At 59.5% G+C, this 26387-nt stretch carries 28 protein-coding genes; 25 read left to right on the top strand and 3 right to left on the bottom strand.

The annotated features are described in order from the left end of the window. The first annotated feature begins 55 nt into the window (after positions 1-55). The 7 genes from FW796_RS02735 to ispD all read left to right on the top strand — a co-directional run bounded on the left by FW796_RS02735 (position 56) and on the right by ispD (position 7794). Positions 56-1003 carry an acetyl-CoA carboxylase carboxyltransferase subunit alpha gene (locus FW796_RS02735; RefSeq protein ID WP_015634338.1) on the top strand — a complete coding sequence of 316 codons (948 nt, stop codon included), beginning with the start codon at positions 56-58 and terminating at the stop codon, positions 1001-1003. 115 nt (positions 1004-1118) lie between these two features. Next, positions 1119-2435, top strand: a complete 1317-nt coding sequence (gene tilS, locus FW796_RS02730; RefSeq protein ID WP_446438987.1) for a tRNA lysidine(34) synthetase TilS — start codon at positions 1119-1121, stop codon at positions 2433-2435. Positions 2436-2709: 274 nt separating this feature from the next. Beyond that, positions 2710-4341, top strand: coding sequence for a CTP synthase (locus FW796_RS02725; protein ID WP_123727663.1), 1632 nt, complete (start codon positions 2710-2712; stop codon positions 4339-4341). Positions 4342-4346: 5 nt separating this feature from the next. Continuing rightward, positions 4347-5192 (top strand): 3-deoxy-8-phosphooctulonate synthase, encoded by an 846-nt coding sequence (gene kdsA, locus FW796_RS02720; protein WP_011059542.1) that lies wholly within the window; start codon positions 4347-4349, stop codon positions 5190-5192. 157 nt (positions 5193-5349) lie between these two features. Further along, on the top strand, positions 5350-6639 hold the full coding sequence (gene eno, locus FW796_RS02715) for a phosphopyruvate hydratase (protein ID WP_123727664.1): 1290 nt from the start codon (positions 5350-5352) through the stop codon (positions 6637-6639). Positions 6640-6811: 172 nt separating this feature from the next. Then, positions 6812-7090, top strand: coding sequence for a cell division protein FtsB (gene ftsB / locus FW796_RS02710; protein ID WP_011059544.1), 279 nt, complete (start codon positions 6812-6814; stop codon positions 7088-7090). Continuing rightward, complete coding sequence (gene ispD, locus FW796_RS02705) at positions 7087-7794, top strand: 2-C-methyl-D-erythritol 4-phosphate cytidylyltransferase (protein WP_346635915.1); 708 nt, start codon at positions 7087-7089, stop codon at positions 7792-7794. Before ftsB ends, ispD begins: the two co-directional genes overlap by 4 nt. A 12-nt stretch (positions 7795-7806) precedes the next feature. Here ispD and FW796_RS02700 read toward each other — a convergent pair whose 3' ends face one another. Next, positions 7807-8706: a LysR substrate-binding domain-containing protein gene (locus FW796_RS02700; RefSeq protein ID WP_346635914.1), complete on the bottom strand. Its 900-nt coding sequence runs from the start codon at positions 8704-8706 to the stop codon at positions 7807-7809. A 104-nt stretch (positions 8707-8810) separates the two neighbouring features. Here FW796_RS02700 and FW796_RS02695 point away from each other — a divergent pair, with 104 nt between their 5' ends. The 8 genes from FW796_RS02695 (at position 8811) to rpoS (ending at position 16039) form a co-directional block, all read left to right on the top strand. Continuing rightward, positions 8811-9923 (top strand): S-(hydroxymethyl)glutathione dehydrogenase/class III alcohol dehydrogenase, encoded by a 1113-nt coding sequence (locus FW796_RS02695; protein ID WP_404938345.1) that lies wholly within the window; start codon positions 8811-8813, stop codon positions 9921-9923. Between the two features lie 83 nt (positions 9924-10006). Continuing rightward, on the top strand, positions 10007-10858 hold the full coding sequence (gene fghA / locus FW796_RS02690) for an S-formylglutathione hydrolase (RefSeq protein WP_346635929.1): 852 nt from the start codon (positions 10007-10009) through the stop codon (positions 10856-10858). Between the two features lie 52 nt (positions 10859-10910). Beyond that, complete coding sequence (gene ispF, locus FW796_RS02685; RefSeq protein ID WP_123727669.1) at positions 10911-11384, top strand: 2-C-methyl-D-erythritol 2,4-cyclodiphosphate synthase; 474 nt, start codon at positions 10911-10913, stop codon at positions 11382-11384. Further along, positions 11381-12439 carry a tRNA pseudouridine(13) synthase TruD gene (gene truD / locus FW796_RS02680; protein ID WP_346635912.1) on the top strand — a complete coding sequence of 353 codons (1059 nt, stop codon included), beginning with the start codon at positions 11381-11383 and terminating at the stop codon, positions 12437-12439. The genes ispF and truD overlap by 4 nt, the downstream gene beginning before the upstream one ends. Then, on the top strand, positions 12427-13176 hold the full coding sequence (surE, locus tag FW796_RS02675) for a 5'/3'-nucleotidase SurE (RefSeq protein WP_102861388.1): 750 nt from the start codon (positions 12427-12429) through the stop codon (positions 13174-13176). The genes truD and surE overlap by 13 nt, the downstream gene beginning before the upstream one ends. A 41-nt stretch (positions 13177-13217) precedes the next feature. Further along, positions 13218-13853, top strand: a complete 636-nt coding sequence (locus tag FW796_RS02670; RefSeq protein WP_170001073.1) for a protein-L-isoaspartate(D-aspartate) O-methyltransferase — start codon at positions 13218-13220, stop codon at positions 13851-13853. A gap of 211 nt (positions 13854-14064) precedes the next feature. Next, the gene (locus tag FW796_RS02665; protein ID WP_346635911.1) at positions 14065-14925 is read left to right on the top strand and encodes a peptidoglycan DD-metalloendopeptidase family protein; all 861 of its coding nucleotides are present in this window, start codon (positions 14065-14067) and stop codon (positions 14923-14925) included. 106 nt (positions 14926-15031) lie between these two features. Beyond that, complete coding sequence (rpoS, locus tag FW796_RS02660; RefSeq protein ID WP_016964675.1) at positions 15032-16039, top strand: RNA polymerase sigma factor RpoS; 1008 nt, start codon at positions 15032-15034, stop codon at positions 16037-16039. A 516-nt stretch (positions 16040-16555) separates the two neighbouring features. On the opposite strand, the gene fdxA is transcribed toward rpoS, so the two are convergent. Both fdxA and mutS read right to left on the bottom strand, forming a co-directional pair. Beyond that, positions 16556-16879 carry a ferredoxin FdxA gene (gene fdxA / locus FW796_RS02655; RefSeq protein ID WP_007908827.1) on the bottom strand — a complete coding sequence of 108 codons (324 nt, stop codon included), beginning with the start codon at positions 16877-16879 and terminating at the stop codon, positions 16556-16558. Between the two features lie 142 nt (positions 16880-17021). Further along, a complete protein-coding gene (gene mutS / locus FW796_RS02650) occupies positions 17022-19601 on the bottom strand; it encodes a DNA mismatch repair protein MutS (protein ID WP_446438986.1) in 2580 nt (859 codons plus the stop codon). A gap of 186 nt (positions 19602-19787) precedes the next feature. Between mutS and FW796_RS02645 the strand changes: the two genes are divergently transcribed. The 10 genes from FW796_RS02645 to FW796_RS02600 all read left to right on the top strand — a co-directional run bounded on the left by FW796_RS02645 (position 19788) and on the right by FW796_RS02600 (position 26342). Next, positions 19788-20534 (top strand): LexA family transcriptional regulator, encoded by a 747-nt coding sequence (locus FW796_RS02645; protein WP_123727674.1) that lies wholly within the window; start codon positions 19788-19790, stop codon positions 20532-20534. 517 nt (positions 20535-21051) lie between these two features. After that, complete coding sequence (locus FW796_RS02640; protein WP_123727675.1) at positions 21052-21402, top strand: phage holin family protein; 351 nt, start codon at positions 21052-21054, stop codon at positions 21400-21402. Between the two features lie 86 nt (positions 21403-21488). Further along, positions 21489-22010, top strand: a complete 522-nt coding sequence (locus FW796_RS02635) for a hypothetical protein (protein WP_346635909.1) — start codon at positions 21489-21491, stop codon at positions 22008-22010. Beyond that, entirely contained in the window at positions 22007-22597 is a 591-nt protein-coding gene (locus FW796_RS02630) for a phage baseplate assembly protein V (protein WP_346635908.1), read from the top strand. Before FW796_RS02635 ends, FW796_RS02630 begins: the two co-directional genes overlap by 4 nt. A gap of 89 nt (positions 22598-22686) precedes the next feature. After that, the gene (locus tag FW796_RS02625; RefSeq protein WP_123727678.1) at positions 22687-22890 is read left to right on the top strand and encodes a hypothetical protein; all 204 of its coding nucleotides are present in this window, start codon (positions 22687-22689) and stop codon (positions 22888-22890) included. Positions 22891-22894: 4 nt separating this feature from the next. Further along, positions 22895-23221, top strand: coding sequence for a GPW/gp25 family protein (locus tag FW796_RS02620; protein ID WP_446438985.1), 327 nt, complete (start codon positions 22895-22897; stop codon positions 23219-23221). Next, positions 23218-24099 carry a baseplate assembly protein gene (locus FW796_RS02615; RefSeq protein WP_446438984.1) on the top strand — a complete coding sequence of 294 codons (882 nt, stop codon included), beginning with the start codon at positions 23218-23220 and terminating at the stop codon, positions 24097-24099. Before FW796_RS02620 ends, FW796_RS02615 begins: the two co-directional genes overlap by 4 nt. Position 24100: 1 nt before the next feature. Further along, positions 24101-24706: a phage tail protein I gene (locus FW796_RS02610; RefSeq protein ID WP_446438983.1), complete on the top strand. Its 606-nt coding sequence runs from the start codon at positions 24101-24103 to the stop codon at positions 24704-24706. Next, positions 24703-26010 carry a phage tail protein gene (locus FW796_RS02605; RefSeq protein WP_446438982.1) on the top strand — a complete coding sequence of 436 codons (1308 nt, stop codon included), beginning with the start codon at positions 24703-24705 and terminating at the stop codon, positions 26008-26010. The genes FW796_RS02610 and FW796_RS02605 overlap by 4 nt, the downstream gene beginning before the upstream one ends. Next, complete coding sequence (locus FW796_RS02600; RefSeq protein ID WP_446438981.1) at positions 26010-26342, top strand: hypothetical protein; 333 nt, start codon at positions 26010-26012, stop codon at positions 26340-26342. Before FW796_RS02605 ends, FW796_RS02600 begins: the two co-directional genes overlap by 1 nt. The last annotated feature ends 45 nt before the right edge of the window (positions 26343-26387 follow it).

The raw sequence follows: 26387 nt of genomic DNA, 5'->3' as shown, positions 1-26387 counted from the left end.
AATAGACAACCGGCCGGCCCAAGCCCCCTTGGACGTCGAGCCCAGACGGACGCCTATGAACCCGAATTTTCTTGATTTCGAACAGCCGATCGCCGACCTGCAAGCCAAGATCGAAGAGTTGCGCTTGGTCGGTAATGACAATTCGCTGAATATCGGCGATGAGATTTCCCGCCTGCAGGACAAGAGCAATACCCTGACCGAAGACATCTTCGGCAAGCTCACCAGCTGGCAGATCGCACGTCTGGCGCGGCACCCGCGTCGTCCGTACACCCTGGATTACATCCAGCACATCTTCACCGAGTTCGACGAGCTGCATGGCGATCGCCACTTCTCTGACGACGCCGCGATCGTCGGCGGCGTTGCTCGCCTGGACGAGCAGCCGGTGATGATCATCGGTCACCAAAAGGGCCGCGAAGTGCGCGAGAAGGTCCGCCGCAACTTCGGCATGCCGCGTCCGGAAGGCTACCGCAAGGCCTGCCGCCTGATGGAAATGGCCGAGCGCTTCAAGATGCCGATCCTGACCTTCATCGACACCCCGGGCGCTTATCCGGGTATCGACGCTGAAGAGCGCAACCAGAGCGAAGCCATTGCCTGGAACCTGCGAGTCATGGCGCGCCTGAAGACTCCGATCATCGCCACCGTGATCGGTGAAGGTGGTTCTGGCGGTGCCTTGGCCATTGGCGTTTGCGACCAACTGAACATGCTGCAGTACTCCACTTACGCGGTGATCTCGCCGGAAGGCTGTGCCTCGATCCTGTGGAAAACCTCGGAAAAGGCCGCTGATGCCGCCGAAGCAATGGGTATCACCGCCGAGCGCCTGAAAGGCCTGGGGATTGTCGACAAGGTCATCGGCGAGCCATTGGGCGGCGCCCATCGTGATCCAGCCGCCGCGGCTGCCTCGATCCGTGCCGAACTCAGCTCGCAGCTGGCAATGCTCAAGGAAATGGACAACGACACCCTGTTGGCTCGTCGTTATGACCGCCTGATGAGCTACGGTCTCTGATCGAGCGCTGCTCCCCCTTGTAGGGGTACGCTTGCTCGCGACCCAGGCGCCGCAGTCTTTAAGATTGCGGCGTCGTCCTTTCTCGCGCACATGCTCCTACAGGGCTTGAAGCTCAATGAATTCTCTCTCCGCCAAACTTCTAAAAAGCCTGGCGCCCTGGCGTGAAGCCGCCCATTGGCGTATCGCCTTCTCCGGTGGACTTGATTCCACCGTCCTGCTGCATCTTCTTGTCGATCTGGCGCAACAACATCGCCTTCCACGGCTCACGGCTGTGCACGTTCATCACGGGCTGCAAACGGCGGCGGATGCTTGGCCGGCCCACTGTCGGGCGGTCTGCGATGCTCTGGGTGTGCCGTTGCAGGTGATTCATGTCCAGGTAAAGGCCGGTGCCAGTCTCGAAGGGGCTGCCCGGGAGGCACGTTATGGGGCGTTCGAGCGCTTGAACGCTGCCAACGAGTTGCTGCTGATGGCGCAGCATCGTGACGATCAGGCCGAAACCCTGTTGTTTCGACTGTTGCGCGGTGCCGGCGTCAGGGGGCTGTCGGCAATGCCGGAAAGCCGACCTTTGGGCGCAGGGCACCTGCTGCGGCCTTTGCTTGGCGTATCCCGTGCCGAACTTGAACGTTATGCCGCTGAGCATTGCCTGAGCTGGGTCCAGGACCCTTCAAATGCCGATCATCAATATTCGCGCAATTATCTGCGGCATCAGGTGATGCCGTCGCTGCTTGCTCGCTGGCCTCAGGCCGCGACCAGCATGAGCCGCAGCGCCGCCCACCTGAGAGAAGCGCAGGGCCTGCTCGATGAGTTGGCGATGATGGATCTGGCGACAGCCGAGGTGGAAAGCGACTTTCCCTGGCTGGACTTGCCGTCACTGGCTCTTGCTCCTCTGCAGCAGTTGTCCCCGGCCCGGCAGCGCAATGCCTTGAGCCACTGGTTGAGCAAACTTGGCCGTTTGCCGGATACCGATCATTGGACCGGCTGGGAGAACCTGCGGGATGCCAGCGCCGAGGCGCGCCCGCAATGGCGTCTGGCCGATGGCGAAGTGCATCGCGCGGGAGGGCGGATCTGGTGGCTGTCCGGCGCCTGGTTGCGGCCGGTGAAGAGTGGGATCGAATGGCCGGACCCGGGGAGCCCGTTGCAGTTGCCGGACAATGGCCAGGTGTTTTTCGTCGGACCGGCGCCACGGGGGCCGTTGCACATCCGTTACCGGCAGGGTGGGGAAGTCATGCAGGTGGCAGGACGTGGTCACCGTGACCTGAAGCGTCTGCTCAATGAAGCCGGACTACCAAGCTTCGTCCGTGGCAGATTGCCGCTGCTGTATCAGGATGAGCGGCTGCTGACGCTGGCAAACTTGCCGGAGCCCGGCGCAAAGCCCCAGGCAGGCTGGCAATTGTATTGGCGACCACTGACTAGCGATCAAGGTTTGAGCTGAAAGGGGCTTTCCGGTAGACTACGCTCCCTTCTTGATACAACTTCTGTGGATTCGCCTGAATTGCAGGAGTTGCCGATTACCAAGCAGTCTTTGCTGGGCGATTCCAAAAAATGTGTAGCGAGCAACCTACCGGTGTTTTTGCATCCGGTCTGTCACCACGCGGCGGTTTTTTTGAAAGGTGCACTGTGATTAATGCAGGTGATCGGGGGCTTCGGCCTTCCTTCGCTTTCCCCGGCGGCACTGACCGCTTTAACGCAGACTTCTAGGGTTTTTCATGACGCGCTACATATTCGTCACGGGCGGTGTTGTTTCTTCATTGGGGAAAGGCATTGCCTCGGCTTCATTGGCGGCCATCCTGGAGGCGCGGGGGCTTAAGGTCACCATGCTCAAGCTGGACCCGTACATCAACGTCGACCCGGGCACCATGAGCCCGTTCCAGCACGGTGAAGTGTTCGTCACCCACGACGGCGCCGAGACCGACCTGGACCTGGGCCACTACGAGCGGTTCATCCGCACGACCATGACCCAGAACAACAACTTCACCACCGGCCGCGTGTACGAGCACGTGCTGCGCAAGGAACGCCGTGGTGATTACCTGGGCGCCACCATCCAGGTGATTCCGCACATCACCGACGAGATCAAGCGTCGCATCATCAAGGGCGCTGGCGATGCCGACGTGGCCCTGGTGGAAATCGGCGGTACTGTGGGCGACATCGAGTCGCAACCGTTCCTCGAAGCCATCCGCCAACTGCGGGTCGAAGTCGGCTCCAAGCGCGCGATGCTGATGCACCTGACCCTGGTTCCGTACATCGCCACCGCTGGCGAGACCAAGACCAAGCCGACCCAGCACTCGGTGAAGGAACTGCGCTCCATCGGTCTGCAGCCTGACGTGCTGATCTGCCGCTCCGACCATCCGGTGGATGTGTCCTCGCGTCGCAAGATTGCCTTGTTCACCAACGTTGAAGAGCGTGCGGTGATCTCCCTGGAAGACGTCGACACCATCTACAAGATCCCAGCCGTGCTGCACGCTCAGGGTCTGGACGATTTCGTCGTCGAGCGTTTCGGCCTGCAATGCAACGGCGCCGATCTGTCCGAGTGGGAAAAGGTGGTGGACGCCAAGCTCAACCCTGAGCACGAAGTCACCATCGCCATGGTCGGCAAGTACATGGAGCTGCTGGACGCCTATAAGTCGCTGATCGAAGCGATGAGTCACGCCGGCATCACCAACCGCACCAAGGTCAACCTGCGCTACATCGATTCCGAAGACATCGAGAACCAGGGGACCGCGCTGCTGGAAGGCGTCGACGCGATCCTGGTTCCTGGCGGCTTCGGTCTGCGTGGCGTGGAAGGCAAGATCACCGCCGTGCAATACGCTCGCGAGAACAAGGTGCCGTACCTGGGTATCTGCCTGGGCATGCAAGTGGCGGTTATCGAGTTCGCCCGTAACGTCATGGGTTGGAAAGATGCCAACTCCACCGAGTTCGATCGCACCAGCGGTCATCCAGTGGTCGGCCTGATCACCGAGTGGGAAGACGCCACCGGCGCCGTCGAAGTGCGTACTGAAGCTTCCGACCTGGGCGGCACCATGCGCCTGGGCGCTCAGGACTGCCTTCTGGAGCCGGGCTCCAAGGTCCACGACTGCTACGCCAAGGACGTGATCATCGAACGTCACCGTCACCGTTATGAAGTGAACAACAAGCTGTTGCCGCAACTGATCGAGGCGGGCCTGAAGATTTCCGGTCGCTCCGGCGACGGCGCGCTGGTTGAAGTGGTCGAGGCTGCGGATCATCCATGGTTCGTCGCTTGCCAGTTCCACCCTGAGTTCACCTCGACGCCACGTGACGGTCACCCATTGTTCAGCGGTTTCGTCAAAGCTGCATTGGCTCAACACCAGAAGAAGGCTTGAACCTGATGGCGCAGAAGATCATCCGCGTAGGCAACATCGAGATCGCCAACGACAAGCCGATGGTGCTGTTCGGCGGTATGAACGTGCTGGAAAGCCGCGACATGGCGATGCAGGTCTGTGAAGAGTACGTACGGGTTACCGAGAAGCTCGGTATTCCTTACGTGTTCAAGGCCAGTTTCGACAAGGCCAACCGTTCGTCGGTGACCTCTTACCGTGGCCCCGGCCTGGAAGAGGGCATGCGGATTTTCGAAGATGTGAAGCAGGCCTTTGGCGTGCCGATCATCACCGACGTCCACGAGCCGGCCCAGGCCGCGGTGGTCGCCGAAGTCTGCGACATCATCCAACTGCCGGCGTTTCTCTCGCGGCAGACCGACCTGGTGGTGGCCATGGCCAAGACCGGCGCGGTGATCAACATCAAGAAGGCCCAGTTCCTCGCGCCTCAGGAAATGAAACACATCCTGAGCAAGTGCGAAGAGGCGGGTAATGATCAGTTGATTCTCTGCGAGCGCGGTTCCAGCTTCGGTTACAACAACCTGGTGGTGGACATGCTCGGCTTCGGCATCATGAAGCAGTTCGAATACCCGGTATTCTTCGACGTGACCCATGCCCTGCAAATGCCGGGCGGTCGCGCCGATTCTGCTGGCGGTCGCCGGGCCCAGGTCACTGACCTGGCCAAGGCCGGCATGAGCCAGTCCCTGGCTGGCCTGTTCCTGGAAGCCCACCCGGATCCGGACAACGCCAAGTGCGACGGCCCTTGCGCTCTGCGTCTGGACAAGCTCGAGCCGTTCCTGGCTCAGCTCAAGGCTCTGGACGAACTGGTCAAGAGTTTCCCCACGGTAGAAACCGCGTAAAACCGGCGACTTCCTCTGTAGGAGCCGGCTTGCCGGCGAAGGTGTCCTCGCGGACCCGTTCGCCGGCAAGCCGGCTCCTACAAGAATGCAATTTGACCCACAAGTTATAAATCGAGCGGTACTCAGCGTTTTCGTCAACTTTGGAGTGTTTACAACAATGGCAAAAATCGTCGACATCAAAGGTCGTGAAGTTCTCGACTCCCGTGGCAATCCCACCGTCGAAGCGGACGTGCTTCTCGATAACGGCATCATCGGCAGTGCTTGCGCGCCGTCCGGTGCTTCCACCGGCTCGCGCGAAGCGCTGGAGCTGCGTGATGGCGACAAGAGCCGTTACCTGGGCAAGGGTGTGCTCAAGGCGGTAGCCAACATCAACGGTCCGATCCGCGACCTGTTGCTGGGTAAAGACCCGATCGACCAGAAGGCGCTGGATCAGGCGATGATCAAGCTCGACGGTACCGAGAACAAGGCCACCCTGGGCGCCAACGCGATCCTCGCCGTGTCCCTGGCCGCTGCCAAGGCTGCCGCTCAGGACCAGGACCTGCCGCTGTATGCTCACATCGCCAACCTCAATGGCACCCCAGGCGTCTACTCGATGCCGGTTCCGATGATGAACATCATCAACGGTGGCGAGCACGCTGATAACAACGTCGACATCCAGGAGTTCATGGTGCAGCCGGTCGGCGCCAAGTCCTTCTCGGAAGGTCTGCGCATGGGCACCGAGATTTTCCATCACCTCAAAGCCGTGCTGAAGGCCCGTGGCCTGAACACCGCTGTGGGCGATGAAGGTGGTTTCGCACCCAACCTGGCTTCCAACGAAGACGCGCTGAAAGTCATCTCCGAAGCCGTGGCCAACGCCGGTTACACTCTGGGCACTGACGTGACGCTGGCCCTGGACTGCGCCGCCAGCGAGTTCTACGAAGACGGTAAATACAACCTGTCCGGCGAAGGCCAGGTGTTCACCGCCGAAGGTTTCGCCGAGTACCTGAAAGGTCTGACTCAGCGCTACCCGATCATCTCCATTGAAGATGGCCTGGACGAGTCCGACTGGGCTGGCTGGAAAATCCTTACCGACAAGATCGGCGAGAAAGTGCAACTGGTGGGTGACGACCTGTTCGTGACCAACACCAAGATCCTGAAAGAAGGCATCGACAAGAAGATCGCCAACTCGATCCTGATCAAGTTCAACCAGATCGGTACCCTGACCGAAACCCTGGAAGCCATCCAGATGGCCAAGGCTGCCGGTTACACTGCCGTGATCTCCCACCGCTCCGGTGAAACCGAAGATTCGACCATCGCCGACCTGGCTGTGGGCACCTCGGCTGGCCAGATCAAGACCGGCTCCCTGTGCCGTTCCGACCGCGTATCCAAGTACAACCAATTGCTGCGTATCGAAGAGCAATTGAATGGCAAGGCCAAGTACAACGGTCGCAGCGAGTTTCGCGGCTAAGCCGTAGATGGTAAAAAGACACCGGATTGTGTCGGGAAAATCGCTACAGCGAGTTTTTTGCCACTAATCTGATGCCTTAAGAGTACAAGCCTGGGTCTTCCAGGCTTCGTGCTATCAGTAGGTTCGAAGTTGTTGGCATGGCTGTCTTTTTTCACTGGATACCCGATATTCGATGCGCAGTCCCAATTGGTTGTTCCTGGTCTTGCTCTTGCTGCTAGCTGGCTTGCAGTACCGCCTGTGGGTGGGGAATGGCAGCTTGGCCCAGGTAGCTGACCTGACTCAGCAGATTGCCGACCAGCACGCTGAAAACGAGCGTTTGCTGGAGCGAAATCGCGTACTCGATGCGGAAGTCATGGAGTTGAAGAAGGGCATGGAGACCGTTGAAGAACGGGCTCGCCATGAGTTGGGCATGGTCAAGGAGGGTGAAACCCTCTACCAGTTGGCCCAATGAGCGATAGATTGCCGGCCTTCTGGGCCGTGATTCCTGCCGCGGGCGTCGGTGCCCGTATGGCCGCGGACCGTCCCAAGCAATACTTGCAATTGGGCGGACGCACTATTCTCGAACACAGCCTCGGCTGTTTCCTCGACCATCCTGGCCTCAAGGGGCTGGTGGTCAGCCTGGCGCTTGACGATCCTTACTGGCCAGCCCTGGCCTGTGCCCATGACTCGCGGATTCAGCGGGTCGAAGGTGGCGCCGAGCGTTCCGGGTCGGTACTCAATGCCTTGCTTCATCTGCATGCTCAGGGCGCGGCCGATGAGGATTGGGTTCTGGTCCACGATGCCGCACGACCGAACCTGTCTCGCGATGACTTGGACAAGCTGCTGGGCGAGCTGGCGGACGATCCTGTAGGCGGCCTGCTGGCGGTGCCGGCCCGTGACACCCTGAAGCGGATCGACAAGCACGGACGGGTGCTGGAAACCGTGGACCGCAGTCTGATCTGGCAGGCCTACACACCGCAGATGTTCCGCCTTGGCGCCTTGCATCGCGCCCTGGCCGACAGCCTGGTAGCGGATGTAGCCATCACCGATGAAGCATCGGCAATGGAATGGGCCGGCCAGGCACCACGCCTGATCGAAGGGCGCTCCGACAACCTCAAGGTCACTCGTCCCGAAGACCTGGAGTGGCTGCGTCAGCGCTGGTCCAATCGGCGCTGATCCGTACTGTGGCTACAGGCCCCGGTATTCCGGGCGTTCGGCCAGGCCTTGCTTTAGATAATCCACCAACTTGCGCACTTTTGGCGACAGGTGCCGTTGCTGCGGATACAGGGCCCAGACGGCGGTATTGGGCGGCTGATGGGCTTCCAGCAGGGAGATCAAGGTGCCGTTCTGTAGGTGCTCCAGAACGTAGTAGTCCGGCAGTTGGCACAGTCCGACGCCTTGCAAGGCCGCATCCAGTACGGCCTGACCGCTGTTGCAGCGCCAGTTGCCCTGTACCCGCTGTGAGAACTCGCGCCCATCCAGCTCCAATTGCCAGATATCCGAACTGCCGATCAGGCAATTATGACGGCTCAGTTCCGACAGGCTATGGGGGCGCCCGTAGCGCTCCAGATAGGAGGGCGAGGCGCACAGGTACATGCGTCGCGGTGCCAAGCGAGTGGCCACCAGGCGTGAGTCCTGCAGCCGCCCGAGCCGAATGGCCAGGTCGAGTCCTTCGTGCACCAGATCCAGAGGGCGGTTGCTCAACTCGATGTCCACCCGTAATTGCGGGTAAAGCCCCATGAAACGGGTCACCAGCGGCACGATAAAACGCTCGCCATAGGCCACGGCGCAGGTCATGCGCAGCATGCCCTTGGGCTCGCTGGCCAGGTCCCCTACGGCCCGCAGCGCTTCTTCGCGGCCGTCCTGCAGGCGTTGGCAATGCTGGAGAAAGGTCTGTCCGGCCTCGGTCAGGGTGACTCGGCGGGTACTGCGATACAGCAGACGCGTCTGCAGGCGCTCTTCGAGGCGCACCACCTGACGGCTGATATGGGAGGAGGACACTCCCAGGCGCTCGGCAGCGGCGGTGAACTGGCTGCATTCGGCTACTGCAACAAACTCGTCGATGCCTTCCCAACGGTTTTCACTCATTGATTATCCCTGTACGGCAATAATGTTTTGCTTTTACCTGGATTATTCATCGCATTGCGCTGTTTTACACTCACCTCCTCGTTTTTATTCGCTGGAGAGTCAGGATGATCAAGTCACGTGCTGCCGTAGCCTTCGAGGCCAAGAAGCCCCTGGAAATCGTCGAAGTGGATGTCGCCATGCCCAAGGCTGGCGAGGTACTGCTGCGGGTGGTTGCTTCCGGCGTCTGCCATACCGATGCCTACACCTTGTCCGGTGCTGACCCGGAAGGCATCTTTCCGGCGATTCTCGGCCATGAAGGTGGTGCAGTGGTGGAGGCGGTGGGCGAGGGTGTGACCTCGGTCGCCGTCGGTGATCATGTGATCCCGCTGTACACCCCGGAATGTGGCAAGTGCAAATTCTGTCTTTCTGGCAAGACCAACCTCTGTCAGGCAATTCGCGCTACCCAGGGCAAAGGCCTGATGCCTGATGGCACTAGCCGTTTTTCCTACAAGGGCCAGCCTATTTTCCACTACATGGGTACTTCGACGTTCTCCGAGTACACCGTGCTGCCGGAAATCTCCGTGGCCAAGATCCCCAAGGAAGCGCCTCTGGAGAAGGTCTGCCTGCTGGGTTGCGGCGTAACCACCGGTATCGGTGCGGTGATCAACACCGCCAAGGTCAAGGCGGGTGACACCGTGGCTATCTTTGGCCTGGGCGGTATTGGCCTGTCGGCGGTGATTGGTGCGGTCAAAGCCAAGGCTGGGCGCATCATTGCCATTGATATCAACCCGGCCAAGTTCGAGATCGCCAAGCAATTGGGCGCCACCGACTGCGTCAATCCGAAGGATTTCGACCGTCCGATCCAGGAGGTCATCGTCGACATGACTGACGGCGGCGTGGATTTCTCCTTCGAATGCATCGGCAACGTACAACTCATGCGCGCCGCGCTTGAGTGCTGCCACAAAGGCTGGGGCGAATCGGTGATCATCGGTGTGGCCGGTGCCGGCCAGGAAATTTCGACCCGTCCCTTCCAACTGGTGACCGGCCGCGTCTGGCGCGGTTCGGCATTCGGTGGCGTGCGTGGCCGCAGCGAGCTGCCAAGCTACGTGGAAATGTCCCAGACCGGCGAGATCCCTCTAGATACCTTCATTACCCACACCATGGGTCTGGAAGACATCAACAAGGCATTCGACTTGATGCACGAAGGCAAGAGCATTCGTTCCGTCATTCATTTCTAAGAGCAGCGGCAAGCCGTGAGTGACAAGCGGCAAACGGGAAGCACCTGTTTGTGGCTCGAAGCGTGCGGCTTGTGGCTGGGGAGATTGCCATGAGTCTGGAAAACCTTTCCTGCCAGAAGAGCTTCGGCGGCTGGCACAAACGGTACAAACATCATTCTCAGGTGTTGGGCTGCGACATGGTGTTCGCTGTGTACCTGCCGCCGCAGGCCGAACAGGGCGGCAAGCTGCCAGTGCTGTATTGGCTGTCCGGCCTGACCTGCACCGACGAGAACTTCATGCACAAGGCCGGTGCCCAGCGCATGGCTGCGGAACTCGGGCTGATTATCGTCGCTCCCGACACCAGCCCTCGTGGGGCCGGCGTCCCTGGCGATCCAGAGGGCGCCTGGGACTTCGGCCTGGGAGCGGGCTTCTACCTGAACGCCACCCAGGAGCCCTGGGCTCAGCACTACCGCATGCATGACTATGTGGTGGACGAGTTGCCAGCGTTGGTGGAAGCACACTTTCCTGCGTCGCAAAAACGCGGTATCAGCGGGCACTCCATGGGCGGGCACGGGGCATTGGTCTGTGCACTGCGTAATCCTGGTCGTTATCAGTCGGTGTCGGCTTTCGCTCCCATCAGTAATCCCATGGATTGTCCTTGGGGGCAGAAAGCCTTTTCCCGATATCTGGGAGAGGAGCGCTCTCGATGGCGCGAATGGGACGCGAGCGTGCTGCTTGCAGATGCTGGGGAGAAGCTTGCGTTGCTGGTGGACCAAGGGGATCGTGATGACTTCCTTGCGACCCAACTCAAGCCCGAAGTGTTACAGCAGGCGGCAAAGAATGCCGGTCATGAACTGACGTTGCGTTTGCAACCGGGTTACGACCATAGCTACTTTTTCATCGCCAGCTTCATAGACGACCACTTGCAGCACCATGCACGTGCTCTTAACGCCTAATGCCTGCCAAAGCAGGTAGAATCACGCCCTGACTTTTTCGGGGCGTTTTTTTATGCGTATTGGCCACGGCTACGATGTGCACCGTTTCGCTGAAGGCGACTTCATCACTTTGGGTGGTGTGCGTATCGCCCATCATTCTGGGTTGCTCGCCCATTCTGACGGTGACGTGTTGTTGCATGCACTCAGTGATGCCCTGCTGGGCGCCGCGGCGCTAGGGGATATCGGCAAGCATTTTCCGGACACCGATCCGCAATTCAAAGGTGCCGACAGCCGTGTTCTGCTGCGTCACGTTGTCGCGTTGATCCATGCCAAGGGCTGGAGGATCGGCAACGTCGACAATACCATCGTCGCCCAGGCACCGAAGATGGCGCCTCATATCGAAACCATGCGGGCCTTGATCGCCGAGGACCTGCAAGTCGAACTGGATCAAGTGAACGTGAAGGCAACCACCACCGAAAAACTCGGTTTCGTTGGCCGCGAGGAAGGTATTGCGGTGCATTCCGTGGCCTTGTTGCTGCGCCCATGAATGAACTGCAACTGTTAGGCCCGCGGGCCTATGGCGAGGCCTTGGGCAGCGCCGTACTCAAAGCTACTGCCGAAGACTTTCAAGTCGATGAGGTGCTGGATATCCCGCTGAGCGGTGAGGGCGAGCACCTGTGGCTGTGGGTGGAAAAGCGTGGCTTGAACACCGAGGAGGCGGCACGCCGGATCGCCAAGGCGGCCGGTGTGCCATTGCGCACCGTCAGTTACGCCGGGCTCAAGGATCGACAGGCGCTGACTCGTCAGTGGTTTAGTGTGCAGTTGCCCGGTAAGGCCGATCCCGATCTTGGCGCCGCGGAAAACCACACCCTGAAAATCCTCAAGGCCACCCGCCACAAGCGCAAATTGCAGCGTGGTGCCCATGCGGCCAATGGTTTTACCCTGCGTTTGACAGAGCTCAAGGCGGATCAGGCGGCTATCGATGAGCGTTTGAAACGGATCGCCCAGCAGGGGATCCCCAACTACTTCGGGGCTCAGCGTTTCGGTCATGGCGGTGGCAATCTGGTGGATGCCCGTGACTGGGCGTCCCGTCAGGCCCTGCCGGAGCAGCGCAATGTGCGTTCGCGGTTGTTGTCCACGGCCCGTAGCTACCTGTTCAATCAGGTGCTGGCGGCGCGAGTGGCGGACGGCAGCTGGCAGCAGGCGCAAGTGGGTGATCTGCTGGCGTTTACCGACAGTCGCAGCTTTTTCATGGCCGGGCAGGCCGAATGCTCGGACCCGCGCCTGGCGATTCTCGACTTGCATCCCACTGGTCCTTTGTGGGGCGAGGGCGAGTCTCCTGCGGCTGGTGCAACCCATGATCGCGAGCAAGAGCTTGCAGGCGCTGAGTCGGCACTGTGCGATTGGTTGATAAAAGCCGGCATGAGCCATGAACGACGCATTCTGCGGCTGCCCATTGGCGGTTTGACGTGGCATTATCCCGAGCCTGACATTCTGCAACTGGAATTCGTCCTGCCGGCCGGGTGTTTCGCCACCGCATTGGTGCGTGAACTCGTCGATCTGGTGCCGGTGGGGCAGACGGACAGCTCATGCGTATTCTGATTTCTAACGATGATGGGGTAACTGCACCCGGTATCGCTGCGCTGCATGCTGCGCTGGCGGATTACGCCGAGTGTGTGGTTATCGCACCGGATCAAGACAAAAGCGGCGCCAGCAGTTCGCTGACGCTCGACCGTCCGTTGCATCCGCATACCCTCGGCAATGGCTTCATCAGCATCAACGGCACACCGACCGACTGTGTTCACCTGGGGCTTAATGGCCTGTTGGAGCATGAGCCGGACATGGTGGTGTCGGGGATCAATCTGGGGGCCAACCTGGGTGATGACGTGCTGTATTCCGGAACGGTCGCCGCTGCGCTTGAAGGCCGTTTCCTGCAGCGCCCGGCGATTGCCTTTTCGCTGGTGTCGCGGCAGGTAGAAAACCTCGCCACCGCAGCCCATTTCGCGCGCAAGCTGGTGCAGGCTCAGGGCTTGCTGGATTTGCCACCACGGACGGTGTTGAACGTGAATATTCCCAACCTGCCGCTTGATCATATCCGTGGCATACAACTGACCCGCCTGGGCCATCGCGCGCGCGCGGCGGCACCCATGAAGGTCGTCGATCCCCGTGGCAAGTCGGGTTACTGGATTGCCGCCGCAGGGGACGCCGAAGATGGTGGTCCGGGTACTGACTTTCATGCGGTCATGCAAGGTTATGTGTCGATCACGCCGTTGCAGCTGGATCGCACCTTCAATGAAGCGTTCAGGAGTCTGGACGGCTGGTTGGAGGGGCTGCGCTGATGGCTCGTGAGCAAGACGATTTGCTGCGACGGGGAATCGGCATGACTTCCCAGCGTACCCGCGAGCGCCTGATCCAACGGCTTTACGATGAGGGCCTGTCCAATCCCCAGGTATTGGAGGTCATTCGTCGCACGCCACGGCATCTCTTCGTTGATGAAGCTCTGGCTCACCGTGCCTATGAAGACACGGCACTGCCCATCGGCCATAACCAGACTATCTCCCAGCCTTATATGGTGGCTCGCATGAGCGAGCTTCTGCTGGCGGCAGGTCCGCTGGACAAAGTGCTGGAGATCGGTACCGGCTCCGGCTACCAGACGGCGGTGCTGTCGCAGTTGGTGGAGCGCGTGTTTTCGGTGGAGCGGATCAAGGTCCTGCAGGATCGAGCCAAGGAGCGCCTGCAGGAACTGAACCTGCGTAATGTGGTGTTCCGCTGGGGCGATGGCTGGGAGGGCTGGCCAGCGTTGGCGCCTTACAACGGCATCATCGTCACTGCCGTTGCCACCGATATTCCTCAGGCACTGCTGGATCAACTGGCGCCTGGTGGGCGCCTGGTGATTCCTGTGGGAGCCGGAGAAGTGCAGCAGTTGATGCTGATCATTCGTGAAGAACATGGCTTTGCCCGACATGTCCTGGGCGCGGTACGGTTTGTGCCTTTGCTCAATGGGCCATTGGCCTGAGCATTTATCGACCCTGGGTGAATTCTGTCTGCTTGGCTGTGTCTTAGTGCCGTATTGATCGTCAATGAGTGGGACGGCGATCAATGGCAATCTCTTGCGACTGTGTGTTGCGCTTTGCCAGCAATAAAACGCCGGCCTCCAGTTATACTTGCGTCATTTCATGCCTGAGCCAGGTAATTAATATCGTCAACCACCATAAAGGGAGCGGCGGGTGAGTCTCACAGTCATTGCGCAGCGTATGGGTATAACAAGCTTTCAGCGACTGATGATTGGCCTTGTCTTGAGTTCCTTGTTGGTCGGCTGCTCCAGCACCAAGTCCAGCAGTGTGGGTGTGGTTGAACGCAGTAATAACGCGGCGCCTCAGCGCCCTACCGTGACCACGGGACAATATGTAGTACGTCGTGGGGATACACTGTTCTCCATCGCGTTTCGCTACGGCTGGGATTACAAGGCGCTGGCAGCGCGTAACAATATTGCCGAGCCCTATACCATCCATCCGGGGCAAACCATTCGCTTTGATGGTCGCACGGGTACTGCGCCGACAACTGTGGTTACCAGCACCCAGTCCGGTGCCTCGTCCTCCAGCAAAACCACGGTTATTCGTCGTCCGGCGGGGGCTGTCATTGCCCCGGCAACAAGTGCTGCAACGCCTCCTGCAAGCAAGCCGGCGCCCGCTCCGGTTGCGCCTGCGGGGCCTGCTCCGACGGGCTGGGGCTGGCCTTCCAACGGTGTTTTGATTGGAAAATTTTCTTCAAACGGTAGTTTGAATAAAGGCATTGATATCGCCGGAGATTTGGGACAGCCTGTTTTAGCTGCGTCTGATGGGACGGTGGTTTACGCCGGGAGTGGCTTAAGGGGCTACGGCGAATTAGTCATCATCAAACACAACGAAACCTACGTCAGTGCTTACGGCCACAACCGCAAGCTATTGGTTCGGGAGGGACAGCAGGTCAAAGTCGGACAGACAATTGCCGAGATGGGATCAACTGGTACAGACCGGGTGAAACTGCACTTTGAGATTCGCCGACAAGGTAAACCTGTAGATCCGCTGCAATTCCTGCCACGTCGTTGATCCGTTACCAGCCTGTTCCGCTCACGTAGAGGGAACAGGCTCCAGCGTTGCCAGGGATATAGGCGCCGCTTGAGCCTGAGGTCGAACTCACCAAAGGACTATAACAATGGCTCTCAGTAAAGAAGTGCCGGAGTTTGACATCGACGATGAGGTTCTCCTTATGGAGAGCAGTATCGATATGGATTCGATGTCGAATAATGAGGGGGCAACTCCACCTTCCGTTCGCGCCAAATCCAAAAGCTCCGCTTCACTTAAGCAACACAAGTACATTGATTACACGCGTGCGCTCGATGCGACGCAGTTGTACCTCAATGAAATCGGCTTTTCTCCATTGCTCTCTCCCGAAGAGGAAGTGCACTTTGCGCGTTTGTCGCAGAGTGGCGACCCAGCCGGGCGCAAGCGCATGATTGAAAGCAACTTGCGACTGGTGGTGAAAATCGCCCGGCGCTATGTCAATCGTGGGTTGTCGCTGCTGGACCTGATCGAAGAGGGCAACCTCGGCCTGATCCGGGCAGTGGAGAAGTTCGACCCGGAACGCGGCTTCCGCTTTTCGACCTACGCCACCTGGTGGATTCGCCAGACCATCGAACGGGCGATAATGAATCAGACCCGGACCATCCGGTTGCCGATTCATGTGGTCAAAGAGCTCAACGTCTACTTGCGCGCCGCCCGTGAGTTGACGCAAAAACTCGATCATGAACCCTCTCCCGAAGAAATCGCCAACCTGCTGGAGAAGCCGGTGGCTGAAGTCAAACGCATGCTCGGTCTGAATGAGCGGGTTTCTTCGGTTGATGTCTCGCTGGGACCGGATTCGGATAAAACCCTGCTGGATACCCTGACTGACGATCGTCCGACGGATCCTTGTGAACTGCTGCAGGACGATGATCTGTCGCAAAGCATCGATCAATGGCTTTCCGAACTGACCGAAAAGCAGCGTGAAGTGGTGGTTCGCCGCTTTGGCCTGCGAGGTCATGAGAGCAGCACTCTTGAGGATGTCGGCCTGGAGATTGGTCTGACCCGTGAGCGGGTTCGACAAATCCAGGTTGAAGGCCTCAAGCGCCTGCGGGAGATCCTTGAAAAGAATGGATTGTCCAGTGAGTCGTTATTTCAGTAACGTCTGGAACTGATCCGTAAGAGCCCCGATTTATTCGGGGCTTTTTATTGGGTGATTGTTTTGACTCTGAGTTCTCGGATTCTGCTCAGGGTTGGGATTACTCTCAACTTGCGTGTAAGCAATAGATTACGTTTTCGTAAGTGTTCGGTTCTCGGTTGCTTCAGACTTGCCTAAAATACTCTAGGCTGTTTTTTATATTGTTGATTTATAAGGTGTTTTTTAATTTAGTTATTCGTGTCCGACAAGTTTTTACGGGAATAGTGCGATTGCTCTTACCTGGGAACTCTCTAATATCAGCCCTGTGTCGACGGATAGACACAGCCATCAAGGACGATGGTCAGGACATCGCAGGAAGCGATTCATCAGGACGATGAAAAGGAACACAGGGACTAGGGAAAAATGTGGGCGGGTCATACCGCCCCTTTTTTTGCCTGTCGAAAAGTCCCGAGTGCAAGAACCCCGTTCCCAGAAATACAAAAAGGCCCGCAAGGGGCCTTTTCAGGAACGCGGGGGCAATCAGCGTTCGAGGTCTTTGATCTTGCCTTTGACGCCATCCCACTCTTCGGCATCCGGCAACGATTCTTTCTTTTCAGTGATGTTCGGCCAGATCTCTGCCAGCTCGACGTTCAGCTGAATGAACTCCTGCATCTCTTCCGGGACTTCATCCTCGGAGAAAATGGCTACAGCCGGGCATTCAGGCTCGCACAGCGCGCAGTCGATGCACTCATCCGGGTGAATCACCAGGAAGTTCGGCCCTTCGTAAAAGCAGTCCACCGGACAGACTTCTACGCAGTCGGTGTACTTGCACTTGATGCAGTTGTCGGTGACGACGAAGGTCATTTCTAATTCTCTCCTCAGGCGGCGGCAGCGGAGCCCCTACATGACGGGGTCGCCAGGTTTGGGAGCGATAGTCTGCGAACCAGGCTAATAGTCCGCAGCATCCCAAACCGCGCGAGATTCTAACAGCTTGAAGGCGTTCGCGTTAGATGCGTGTCTTCAATGTATAGAGCATTTCCAGTGCCCGGCGTGGCGTCAGGTCATCCAGATCCAGTTTGGCCAGTTCATCGAGGACTGGGTGCGGCAGGCTGGCAAACATATCGCTTTGCTGGGGAACCGAGGTTTTACCCGGCGCTGGAGGCGCCACTTCATGGGGCAAGCTGGTGGTTTCCAGACGGTTCAAGTGCTCCCTGGCGCGGGTGATGACAGCGCTGGGAACCCCCGCCAGCTGGGCTACCGCCAGGCCATAGCTCTGGCTGGCAGGGCCGGGCAACACATGGTGCAGGAAGACGATACGCTCGTTGTGTTCAGTGGCATTGAGGTGCACGTTCGCCACCAGCGGCTCGCTTTCCGGCAGTACGGTCAGTTCAAAATAGTGGGTGGCGAACAGGGTGTAGGCCCGCAGGTGGGCGAGACGTTCTGCCGCAGCCCAGGCCAGGGACAGTCCGTCAAAAGTACTGGTGCCACGACCCACTTCGTCCATCAGCACCAGGCTGCGTTCAGTGGCGTTGTGCAGGATGTTCGCGGTTTCACTCATTTCCACCATGAAGGTCGAGCGACCTCCGGCCAGGTCGTCACTGGAGCCGATCCGGGTAAAGATCCGATCCACCAGGGACAGCTCACAGCTCGCCGCCGGGACAAAACTGCCGATATGGGCCAGCAGTACGATCAACGCAGTCTGGCGCATATAGGTGGATTTACCGCCCATGTTCGGACCGGTGATCACCAGCATCCGGGTGTTGTCGTCCAGGTTCAGGTCGTTGGCCACAAAAGGCGTGGTCAGTACTTGCTCCACCACCGGGTGACGGCCCTGGGTGATGCGCATGCAAGGTTCGCTGACAAAACGCGGGCAATTGAGGTCCAGATTCAGCGCGCGCTCGGCCAGGTTGCTGAGCACGTCCAGCTCGGCCAGGGCGCCGGCAGTGTCCTGCAGCGGCGGCAGGTGGCTGATCAGGGTTTCCAGCAACGCGTCGTAGAGCATCTTTTCCCGGGCCAGGGCACGGCTCTTGGCCGATAGCGCCTTGTCTTCAAACTCCTTGAGTTCTGGAGTGATGAAGCGTTCGGCGCCCTTCAGGGTCTGACGACGAATGTAATCCGCCGGTGCCTGTTCGGCTTGCTTGCTTGGCAGCTCGATGAAGTAGCCATGAATACGGTTGTAGCCGACCTTGAGGTTGGCCAGACCGGTACGGGCTTTTTCCCGGGCTTCCAGGTCGATCAGGAACTGCCCGGCGTTCTCGCTCAAGGATTGCAGTTCGTCGAGCTCGGCGTCGTAGCCGGTCTTGAGCACGCCGCCGTCGCGGATCACCGCCGGCGGGTTGTCGATGATCGCCTTGGCCAGCAGCGCTGCCAGCTCCGGGTAGGTGCTGGTGGTGGCTGCCAGTTGCTTGAGGTGGTCCGCCTCCAGTTCAGTCATGGCTTCTTGCAGCTCCGGCAGCGCGGCCAGGGCATCACGCAAGCGAGCCAGGTCCCGCGGCCGGGCATTGCGCAAGCCGATTCGCGCGAGAATCCGTTCGATATCGCCGATTTCCTTCAACTGCGGCTGCAGCCGTTCGAAACGGTAGCCATCCAGCAGGCAGGTGATCGAGGACTGACGCGCCTGCAAGACCTTGAGATCCCGCAGCGGGCGGTTCAGCCAGCGAGTCAGCAGGCGGCTGCCCATGGCGGTCTGGCAGCGATCGACCACCGATTGCAGGGTGTTGTCGCGTCCGCCGGCCAGGTTGGTGTCCAGCTCCAGGTTGCGGCGACTGGCACCGTCCAGCACCACCGTGTCGTCCAGGCGTTCGTGCCGCAGGCTGCGCAAGTGGGGCAGGGCGGTGCGCTGGGTTTCCTTGGCGTAGCTCAACAGGCATCCGGCAGCGCCGATGGCCAGGGTCAGGGTCTCGCAACCAAAGCCCTTGAGGTCCTGGGTGGAGAATTGCTGGCAGAGGCTCTTGTGGGCCGAGTCGCGCTCAAAGTCCCAGGGAGCGCGACGTCGGACACCCCGGCGTTTTTCCGCCGGCAGGCCTTGTGGCCAGTCGTCGGGGATCAGCAGCTCCACTGGATTGATGCGTTCCAGCTCCGCCAGCAAATTCTCCCAGCCCTTGATTTCCAGGACGCTGAAATTGCCGCTGGTGATATCCAGCACCGCCAGGCCGAACAGGCGCTCATCGCCCAGCACGGCCGCGATCAGGTTGTCGCGGCGCTCGTCCAGCAAGGCTTCGTCACTGACAGTGCCCGGGGTGATGATGCGTACCACCTGACGTTCCACAGGGCCTTTGCTGGTGGCCGGGTCACCCACTTGCTCGCAGATGACCACCGACTCGCCGAGCTTGACCAGCTTGGCCAGGTAACCTTCGGCGGCGTGGTAGGGAATGCCACACATGGGAATCGCCTGCCCCGCCGACTGTCCGCGCGCCGTCAGGGTGATATCCAGCAGTTTGGCGGCCTTCTTCGCGTCTTCGTAGAAGATTTCGTAGAAGTCGCCCATGCGGTAGAACATCAACTGATCAGGGTGCTGGTTCTTGAGGCGCCAGTACTGCTGCATCATCGGCGTGTGGGAGGACAGATCGGAGGTATTTTTACTCATTGGTATTTAGGCGGATTCATTGAATGGGTGAAGCAAAGGAGCGCTGGGCTCGGCTTTTTGCAGATGGCGGCAAGGTTACCATGGGTGCCCTGGCCTCGCAGACACCAAGGCACTACTGTGTTTGTCCGGTAAATGCAGCACAAATATGCAAAACGGCATTTGTCATTGACTAAAAGTTCGAGCAATATGCGTTCTATGCAAATACGCAATGTTTCTACCGTCTTAAGAGAGCTGCTGGATCGCGACGGAATCTCCCCTACGGAGCTTCACCGTCGGACCGGTGTGCCTCAATCCACCCTCTCGCGGATTCTCAGCGGGAAGATCGTCGATCCTTCGGATAAACACATCTCGCGGATTGCCGAATACTTCCAGGTGAGCACCGACCAATTGCGCGGACGCGTGAATATCGCGCCAGCTCGGGCTGCTGCGCCCCGTGACGAGATTCATTCGGAACTCAAGGACATAAGCCTGTGGGACGACGATACCCCTGTCGATGACGACGAGGTGTCGGTTCCTTTTCTGCGTGAGGTTGAATTGGCTGCTGGATCAGGAAGATTCGTCATTGAGGAGAGCGAGCGCGCCAGCCTGCGGTTCGGCAAGCGCAGCCTGCGGCACAACGGCGTGCAGTTCGACCAGGCCAAGTGCGTCACGGTGCGGGGCAACAGTATGTTGCCGGTGCTGCGCGATGGCGCCACGGTCGGGGTCAATGCCGGCAAGTGCGCCATCGGCGATATCGTCGATGGCGACCTGTACGCGATCAACCACAATGGCCAACTGCGAGTGAAGCAGCTGTATCGCCTGCCCACCGGGATTCGCCTGCGCAGCTTCAACCGCGACGAGCATCCGGATGAGGACTACAGCTTCCAGGAGATCCAGGAGGAGCAGATCAGCATCCTCGGTCACGTCTTCTGGTGGGGCATGTACGCCCGCTAAGCCATCACCGTCAGACAAAGCCCGCCACTGAGCGGGCTTTTTTTCGCCCTCGAAAAATCCCCCGCCCTGCATTTATGCGGGCTCCATGCGCTCGCGCAATTCTTGCGCATAAATAAATGCAGCAACGCATTGACTGCATATGCATTAATGCATATTATCCATCTCAAGCCGTTCAACAACGGCTGCAACGACGCTCTTTAGTGGCAAAGCAAAGGCAGCGATGAACCGGCCTCGACGGTTCAGAGGGTTGGCAACTGACCCGGGTGTGCAGCGTAAAGCACCAGAAGCAGTTATCCGGCGGACAGGGTCGCGGTCGGAGGAACAATTTGAATGGGTCCGTACCGCACCAGTAGTGCCGAAAGACCAAGGTTTGCATTACTGAAAAGCCCGGGCGACCGGGCTTTTTGGAATGCCTGCCTAACGTGGGCCACCAACAGACAGGGACCCCTTGAAACATCGTTATCAGCCTTCTATCACCTGGCCATCTCGCTGGCCCCAATCCGCACGGGAGACGTGAATGACAAACGAGCAACAAGCGTTGCTGGACATGCCGATCTGGCTGGTCATCGTCCTGGCGCTGGTCGGTGGCGTTTCCGGCGAAATGTGGCGCGCCGACAAGGAGGGCGCCCGTGGCTGGTCGCTGCTGCGGCGCCTGGCGCTGCGCTCCGGAGCCTGCGTGGTCTGCGGGGTCTCGGCGATCATGCTGCTGTATGCCGCCGGCGTCTCGATCTGGACCGCCTGCGCCTTTGGCTGTCTGACCGCCATGGCCGGCGCCGACGTCGCCATCGGCCTCTATGAGCGTTGGGCGGCCAAGCGCATCGGGATTTGCGAACCGCCTTCCCGGGATTCGCATTCGGATCAGCCTTGAACCCTGATCGGCTCCGGCTCTCAACAAGGTCCACCGGCCCAGCCCTCAATGGCCGGGCCGCTTCGACCTTATTCTGGAACTAGACAATGAACGAACTGACCCAGCTAAAAGACGCCATCACGTCCACGATCAAGCTGGCGATGCCCCATCTGCATACGGTTGAGGCATTCCCCAAGGCGCTTCAGGACGCCACTGAGCCGGCGCTCTACTTTGCCGTCACGGCGCTGGACCAGGCAGCCGACCCGGGTGATGGCCGCTGCTGCATGCGTGCCACCTTGGAGGCCCGGTTGCGGGTTGATCCCGAACTTGCCCAGGCGCCGTTGCAGGCGGCCATTCTGGCGGCTCAGTTAATCGAGCTGCTGCGTTGCCAGCAGTGGGATCTGGAGTTTGTAGAAGGTGCAACGGCGGTGTGGGCCAAGCCTGCCGGCACGGTTGCGGAATCGGCTTACCGGGCCGAGTGGATCGTGCAGTGGCAGCAGCTTATCTACCTTGGCCAAGAGCAATGGTCCTGGCCGAATCAACCACCGGGCACGCTGGTGTTGGGGTTCAGCCCCGATACCGGCCCCGGTCACGAGGGCGGCTACCAGTCGCCGGAGCACATGGCGTGAGTTACGTGTCTGCAACCCACGACCGCATGATTGCCGGCCTGATCCTGCCTTGCAGCGTGGTCGGCGTGGATCTGGCTGCCGGACTGGTTCGGGTTTCCGATGGCGCCGGCTGGACTAGCGCCTGGGTGCGCTGGCACAGCCAGGCCGCGGGCAAGGCCCGACACTGGCGAGCACCGAGCCTGGGTGAGCAGGGCGTGCTGATCAGCCCCAGCGGCGAGCCGGCCCAGGGCACTTTTGTCCCCGGTCTGTATGGCAATGCCGGCCCCCAGCCGGACAACCGTGATCACGTTGAGGTCTGGCGTTTCGAGGATGGTGGTTCGCTGATCTATGACTGGCAGGCCAAGAGTTACAGCATCAGCCTGCCCAGCGGCACGGTGACCATTCAGGTCGGCGGCAGCTCGGCGGTGGTAACTGACAGCGCCCTGACCGGCAAGGCCGACAGCATCACCCTGACGGGTGCAATCACCTTGAATGGCGATGTGCAAATCAACGGTGGGAGCTTGAAGCACAACGGGGTCAATGTCGGTTCGACCCATACCCACCTGGGAGTGATGCCGGGTCCCGGTTCAACTGCAACACCGCAGTGATCCTCGCGGGTCGTCGCCCTCACGACTCCTCTCTCACCGAACACCCCATCCACCCGCCCAGAGCGGTTTTTTTGTACCCGGAGAAGCCTATGGCCACCCCTAAGAAAACTCCCGGTCGCCCTGCGGGCACCGGCACTGTGGTGTTTCGCGACACCTTGTACACCTCACGCCTGTTGATCCTGCCGGATGGTCGCCAGTTGCTGGTAGCCCAGGGGCAGTTGTCGGTAAAGGCCGGCGATCTTGCCGCCCTGGACTACCTGAACACCCACCCGGATCTGCAAGTGCAGGAGTGACGTGATGATCGGAATGGATCGCCGTACCGGCCTGTCGCTGTCCGGCATCGAACATGTGCGGCAGTCCATCGAAGACATCCTGACCACGCCGCTGGGCAGTCGGCGGATGCGCCCGGAGTACGGCAGCAACCTGCGCCGTTACGTCGACTTGCCGGTAACTGGCGGCTGGAAAAGTGCGGTGCAGGCCGAAGTGGCCCGAGCGCTGTTGCGCTGGGAGCCCCGGCTGAAGCTGGAGCGGGTCAGGGTGGTAGCGGTAGTGGGAGGTCAGATCAGCTTTCAACTGACCGGCCAGTACCTGGGCGATACCGCGGTTTTGGAGGTGACGGCATGAGTACGTTGGACTTGTCGGCGCTGCCGGCGCCGCAGGTGCTTGAGGCCCTGGATTTTGAGGCCTTGTACCAAGGCAAGCTGGACACCTTTCGCCGGCACATGGGCGACAACTGGACGGCCAGTCTTGAAAGCGATCCAGTCAGCAAACTGCTGGAACTGTCGGCTTATGGCGATATGCAGCTGCGGGCCCGGGTCAACGATGCGGCCAAGGCGCTGCTGCTGGCCCATGCCAAGGGCACGGACCTGGATCACCTGGCGGCCAACGTCAAACTGCAGCGCTTGGTGATCCAGCTCGCAGACCCGCAGGCGGTACCGCCGTTGGCAGAGGTCAAGGAGGCGGATGATGCGCTGCGCGAGCGGGTGCAGTTGGCCTACGAAGGCCTGACCACCGCCGGGCCGCGCAACAGCTACATTCTGCATGCCCGCAACGCTTCCGCGCTGGTAGCAGACGCCGAGGCCGAAAGCCCGTCGCCGGCGCGGGTGACGGTCACGGTGTTGAGCCTGGAAGGCAATGGCGCGGCCAGTCCTGACTTGCTGGCGACGGTTACCGCAGCCCTCAACGATGAGGACGTGCGACCGCTGGGGGATCGGGTCACGGTACAGAGTGCCCAGGTGTTGCCGTATCGCATCGATGCGGTGCTGCACATGAAGGGCCCCGGCCCGGAAGGTGACGTCGCCCTGGCTGAAGCCGAGCGCAAGCTGGCCGCCTGGGTCAACCCACGCCGGCGCCTGGGCATCGAGGTGGCCCGTTCGGCCATTGATGCGCAGTTGCATGTGGCCGGCGTGGCTCGGGTCGATCTGGCGAGTTGGCAAGACCTCACCCCGACCAAGGCTCAAGCGGCGTATTGCACCGGATACAGCGTCACGCTGGGGAGCTGAGATGAGCAGCCTACTGCCGATCAATAGCACGCCGCTGGAGCGCGCCCTTGAGGCGGCCAACGCCGGCGATAACGCCATCATGCTGCGCACCCTGTACAACCCGTCGACCTGCCCGGTGCATCTGTTACCGCAGCTGGCCTGGGCCTGGTCGGTTGATCGCTGGGACCCGCGCTGGTCCGAGACGGTCAAGCGCAACGCCATTCGTGCCTCGTACTTCATCCACGCTCGCAAAGGCACCGTCGGTGCGCTGCGCCGGGTGGTGGAACCGCTGGGCTACCTGATTGAAGTGGTCGAATGGTGGCAGACGGTCCCTGAAGGCGAACCGGCCACCTTTGCCCTGAAAGTCGGCGTTCTGGACTCCGGCATCACTGAAGAGATGTACCAGGAACTGACGCGCCTGATCGACGACGCCAGGCCCGTCAGCCGGCACATGACCGGCCTGGCCATCAGCCTGGAAAGCTCTGGAGTGATTGGTTTTGGTGCCTATGAATATCAGGGCGAAGAAATCGACGTTTACCCCCCGACACCCCGCGATATCGAAGTGATCGGCCGTTTTGGCCAGGTCATGTGTATTGATGAAACAGACACCCTGGATGTGTACTCATGATTGATTCCAACAGTCAGTTCTTCGCCATCCTCACGGCGGTGGGCGAGGCGAAACAGGCCAACGCCACGGCCCTGGGCACGCCCTGGACCTTCAAGGAAATGGCGGTCGGCGATGCCAACGGCACCGACCCCATCCCGAACAAGGCGCAGACCAAGCTGATCAACGAATGGCGCCGCGCCCCGGTCAACCAGGTGCGCACCGACCCGGCCAACCCCAACATCATCATCACCGAACAAGTGATCCCGCCTGATGTTGGCGGGCGCTGGATTCGTGAGATCGGCCTGTTCGATGCCGACGGCGATCTGGTGGCGGTGGCCAACTGCGCACCGAGCTTCAAGCCCCTGCTGGTTCAGGGCACCGGAAAGACCCAGGTCATCCGCATGAATTTCATCGTGGCCAATACCGCGCAGATCGTGTTGAAGATTGATCCGGCGGTGGTGCTTGCTACCCGTCAGTACGTGGACGACTCATTTGCGTCAGCACTCCCGGCGGATAAGGTGGGCGGCACTTATCGGCAAGTCACAATCGATAAGCGAGGCATAGTTGTTAGTGGTATCAACCCGACAACGCTGTCCGGCTATGGCATTACTGACGCATTTACCAAGGCAGAAACTAGTTCAGCCATACAGCTTTCGAAGGAGAGCCTCGTTGCTTCGGCGCCTGTTGCATTCGACACGCTAAAAAAGTTGGCCGACGCCTTAGGCAACGATCCTAAGTTTGCAACCACAATTGCCGCTGCCTTGGCAGAAAAGGCCAATAGTTCAACGACGCTTGTCGGGTACAGCATCAACGATGCGTATACGAAGATCGAGGTTAACGCGAAGTTACAGGCGAAGGCAGATAATGCCACCACACTCGCGGGATATGGCATAACTGACGCGTATGCCAAAACAGTGACCTACTCCAGGACTGAGGTGGATAACGCTCTTGCTAGAAAAGCTACTAGTGCGAGCACGCTAGCGGGCTATGGAATTGTTGATGCCTACAACAGATCTGAGACTAATGGGTTGTTGTTTGGGCAAGACCAGAGTTTGTACGACCTCACGGGTAGCCGCGCACTTGACACGACGTACATAAATACAACAGGTAAGCCAATCATTGTACGAGTAGCAGCTAAACAAACTACGAACTCAGGATCGGGGGTATTTATCGCAACAGTTGCGGGCAACGAATTGGGCGGTACATCAACCTTTGGCTCGGGTCAGCCTTTTTGTAACGAGTTCATCGTTGGCCCGGGTGAGACATATTCCGTCAAATTTGCAGGAACGACGTACTCGATGCTTTCTTGGAAGGAGAGACGCTAATGAAATACTTTCGTCATTTAACTACCGGTGAAGTGTTTGCTTACCATGCGGACGGCTCTCAAGATGCTTTTATCATGCCTGAACTGGTGAGGATGAACTCTCAAGAAGTCCAGGAACACCTGAGTTTTCCGCAAACCACCTTAACTCGCAACGATGTCGCTTCTCTGCGTCGTGCCGCATATGCTGATGCGCTGAACGGTAGCGATTCTCTGTTTGTTGAATACCAGCGCATGCTCGCATCTGATTCAACTCCTGAAAAAGCTAATGCGGCATGTAAGGCTTGGCTCGATAGGGCTGCTGAAATAGCAACGCAATACCCTTGGCCAGAATAACCGCATAGAGTAGGAGTAATTAGTTTTGCCTCGCTGTGTTATCAG

It is taken from the genome of Pseudomonas sp. 910_21 (assembly GCF_052850735.1).
Note: the sequence above shows the minus strand (reverse complement) of the source record. Positions and strands in the feature narration are given on the sequence as shown.

What these genes read in the sequence shown, in the direction of transcription:
- FW796_RS02735 (WP_015634338.1), top strand. Translation starts at nt 56, where the DNA reads ATGAACCCGAATTTTCTTGATTTCGAACAGCCGATCGCCGACCTGCAA.
- tilS (WP_446438987.1), top strand. Translation starts at nt 1,119, where the DNA reads ATGAATTCTCTCTCCGCCAAACTTCTAAAAAGCCTGGCGCCCTGGCGT.
- FW796_RS02725 (WP_123727663.1), top strand. Translation starts at nt 2,710, where the DNA reads ATGACGCGCTACATATTCGTCACGGGCGGTGTTGTTTCTTCATTGGGG.
- kdsA (WP_011059542.1), top strand. Translation starts at nt 4,347, where the DNA reads ATGGCGCAGAAGATCATCCGCGTAGGCAACATCGAGATCGCCAACGAC.
- eno (WP_123727664.1), top strand. Translation starts at nt 5,350, where the DNA reads ATGGCAAAAATCGTCGACATCAAAGGTCGTGAAGTTCTCGACTCCCGT.
- ftsB (WP_011059544.1), top strand. Translation starts at nt 6,812, where the DNA reads ATGCGCAGTCCCAATTGGTTGTTCCTGGTCTTGCTCTTGCTGCTAGCT.
- ispD (WP_346635915.1), top strand. Translation starts at nt 7,087, where the DNA reads ATGAGCGATAGATTGCCGGCCTTCTGGGCCGTGATTCCTGCCGCGGGC.
- FW796_RS02700 (WP_346635914.1), bottom strand. Translation starts at nt 8,706, where the DNA reads ATGAGTGAAAACCGTTGGGAAGGCATCGACGAGTTTGTTGCAGTAGCC.
- FW796_RS02695 (WP_404938345.1), top strand. Translation starts at nt 8,811, where the DNA reads ATGATCAAGTCACGTGCTGCCGTAGCCTTCGAGGCCAAGAAGCCCCTG.
- ispF (WP_123727669.1), top strand. Translation starts at nt 10,911, where the DNA reads ATGCGTATTGGCCACGGCTACGATGTGCACCGTTTCGCTGAAGGCGAC.
- truD (WP_346635912.1), top strand. Translation starts at nt 11,381, where the DNA reads ATGAATGAACTGCAACTGTTAGGCCCGCGGGCCTATGGCGAGGCCTTG.
- surE (WP_102861388.1), top strand. Translation starts at nt 12,427, where the DNA reads ATGCGTATTCTGATTTCTAACGATGATGGGGTAACTGCACCCGGTATC.
- FW796_RS02670 (WP_170001073.1), top strand. Translation starts at nt 13,218, where the DNA reads ATGACTTCCCAGCGTACCCGCGAGCGCCTGATCCAACGGCTTTACGAT.
- rpoS (WP_016964675.1), top strand. Translation starts at nt 15,032, where the DNA reads ATGGCTCTCAGTAAAGAAGTGCCGGAGTTTGACATCGACGATGAGGTT.
- fdxA (WP_007908827.1), bottom strand. Translation starts at nt 16,879, where the DNA reads ATGACCTTCGTCGTCACCGACAACTGCATCAAGTGCAAGTACACCGAC.
- mutS (WP_446438986.1), bottom strand. Translation starts at nt 19,601, where the DNA reads ATGAGTAAAAATACCTCCGATCTGTCCTCCCACACGCCGATGATGCAG.
- FW796_RS02645 (WP_123727674.1), top strand. Translation starts at nt 19,788, where the DNA reads ATGCGTTCTATGCAAATACGCAATGTTTCTACCGTCTTAAGAGAGCTG.
- FW796_RS02640 (WP_123727675.1), top strand. Translation starts at nt 21,052, where the DNA reads ATGACAAACGAGCAACAAGCGTTGCTGGACATGCCGATCTGGCTGGTC.
- FW796_RS02635 (WP_346635909.1), top strand. Translation starts at nt 21,489, where the DNA reads ATGAACGAACTGACCCAGCTAAAAGACGCCATCACGTCCACGATCAAG.
- FW796_RS02625 (WP_123727678.1), top strand. Translation starts at nt 22,687, where the DNA reads ATGGCCACCCCTAAGAAAACTCCCGGTCGCCCTGCGGGCACCGGCACT.
- FW796_RS02620 (WP_446438985.1), top strand. Translation starts at nt 22,895, where the DNA reads ATGATCGGAATGGATCGCCGTACCGGCCTGTCGCTGTCCGGCATCGAA.
- FW796_RS02615 (WP_446438984.1), top strand. Translation starts at nt 23,218, where the DNA reads ATGAGTACGTTGGACTTGTCGGCGCTGCCGGCGCCGCAGGTGCTTGAG.
- FW796_RS02610 (WP_446438983.1), top strand. Translation starts at nt 24,101, where the DNA reads ATGAGCAGCCTACTGCCGATCAATAGCACGCCGCTGGAGCGCGCCCTT.
- FW796_RS02605 (WP_446438982.1), top strand. Translation starts at nt 24,703, where the DNA reads ATGATTGATTCCAACAGTCAGTTCTTCGCCATCCTCACGGCGGTGGGC.
- FW796_RS02600 (WP_446438981.1), top strand. Translation starts at nt 26,010, where the DNA reads ATGAAATACTTTCGTCATTTAACTACCGGTGAAGTGTTTGCTTACCAT.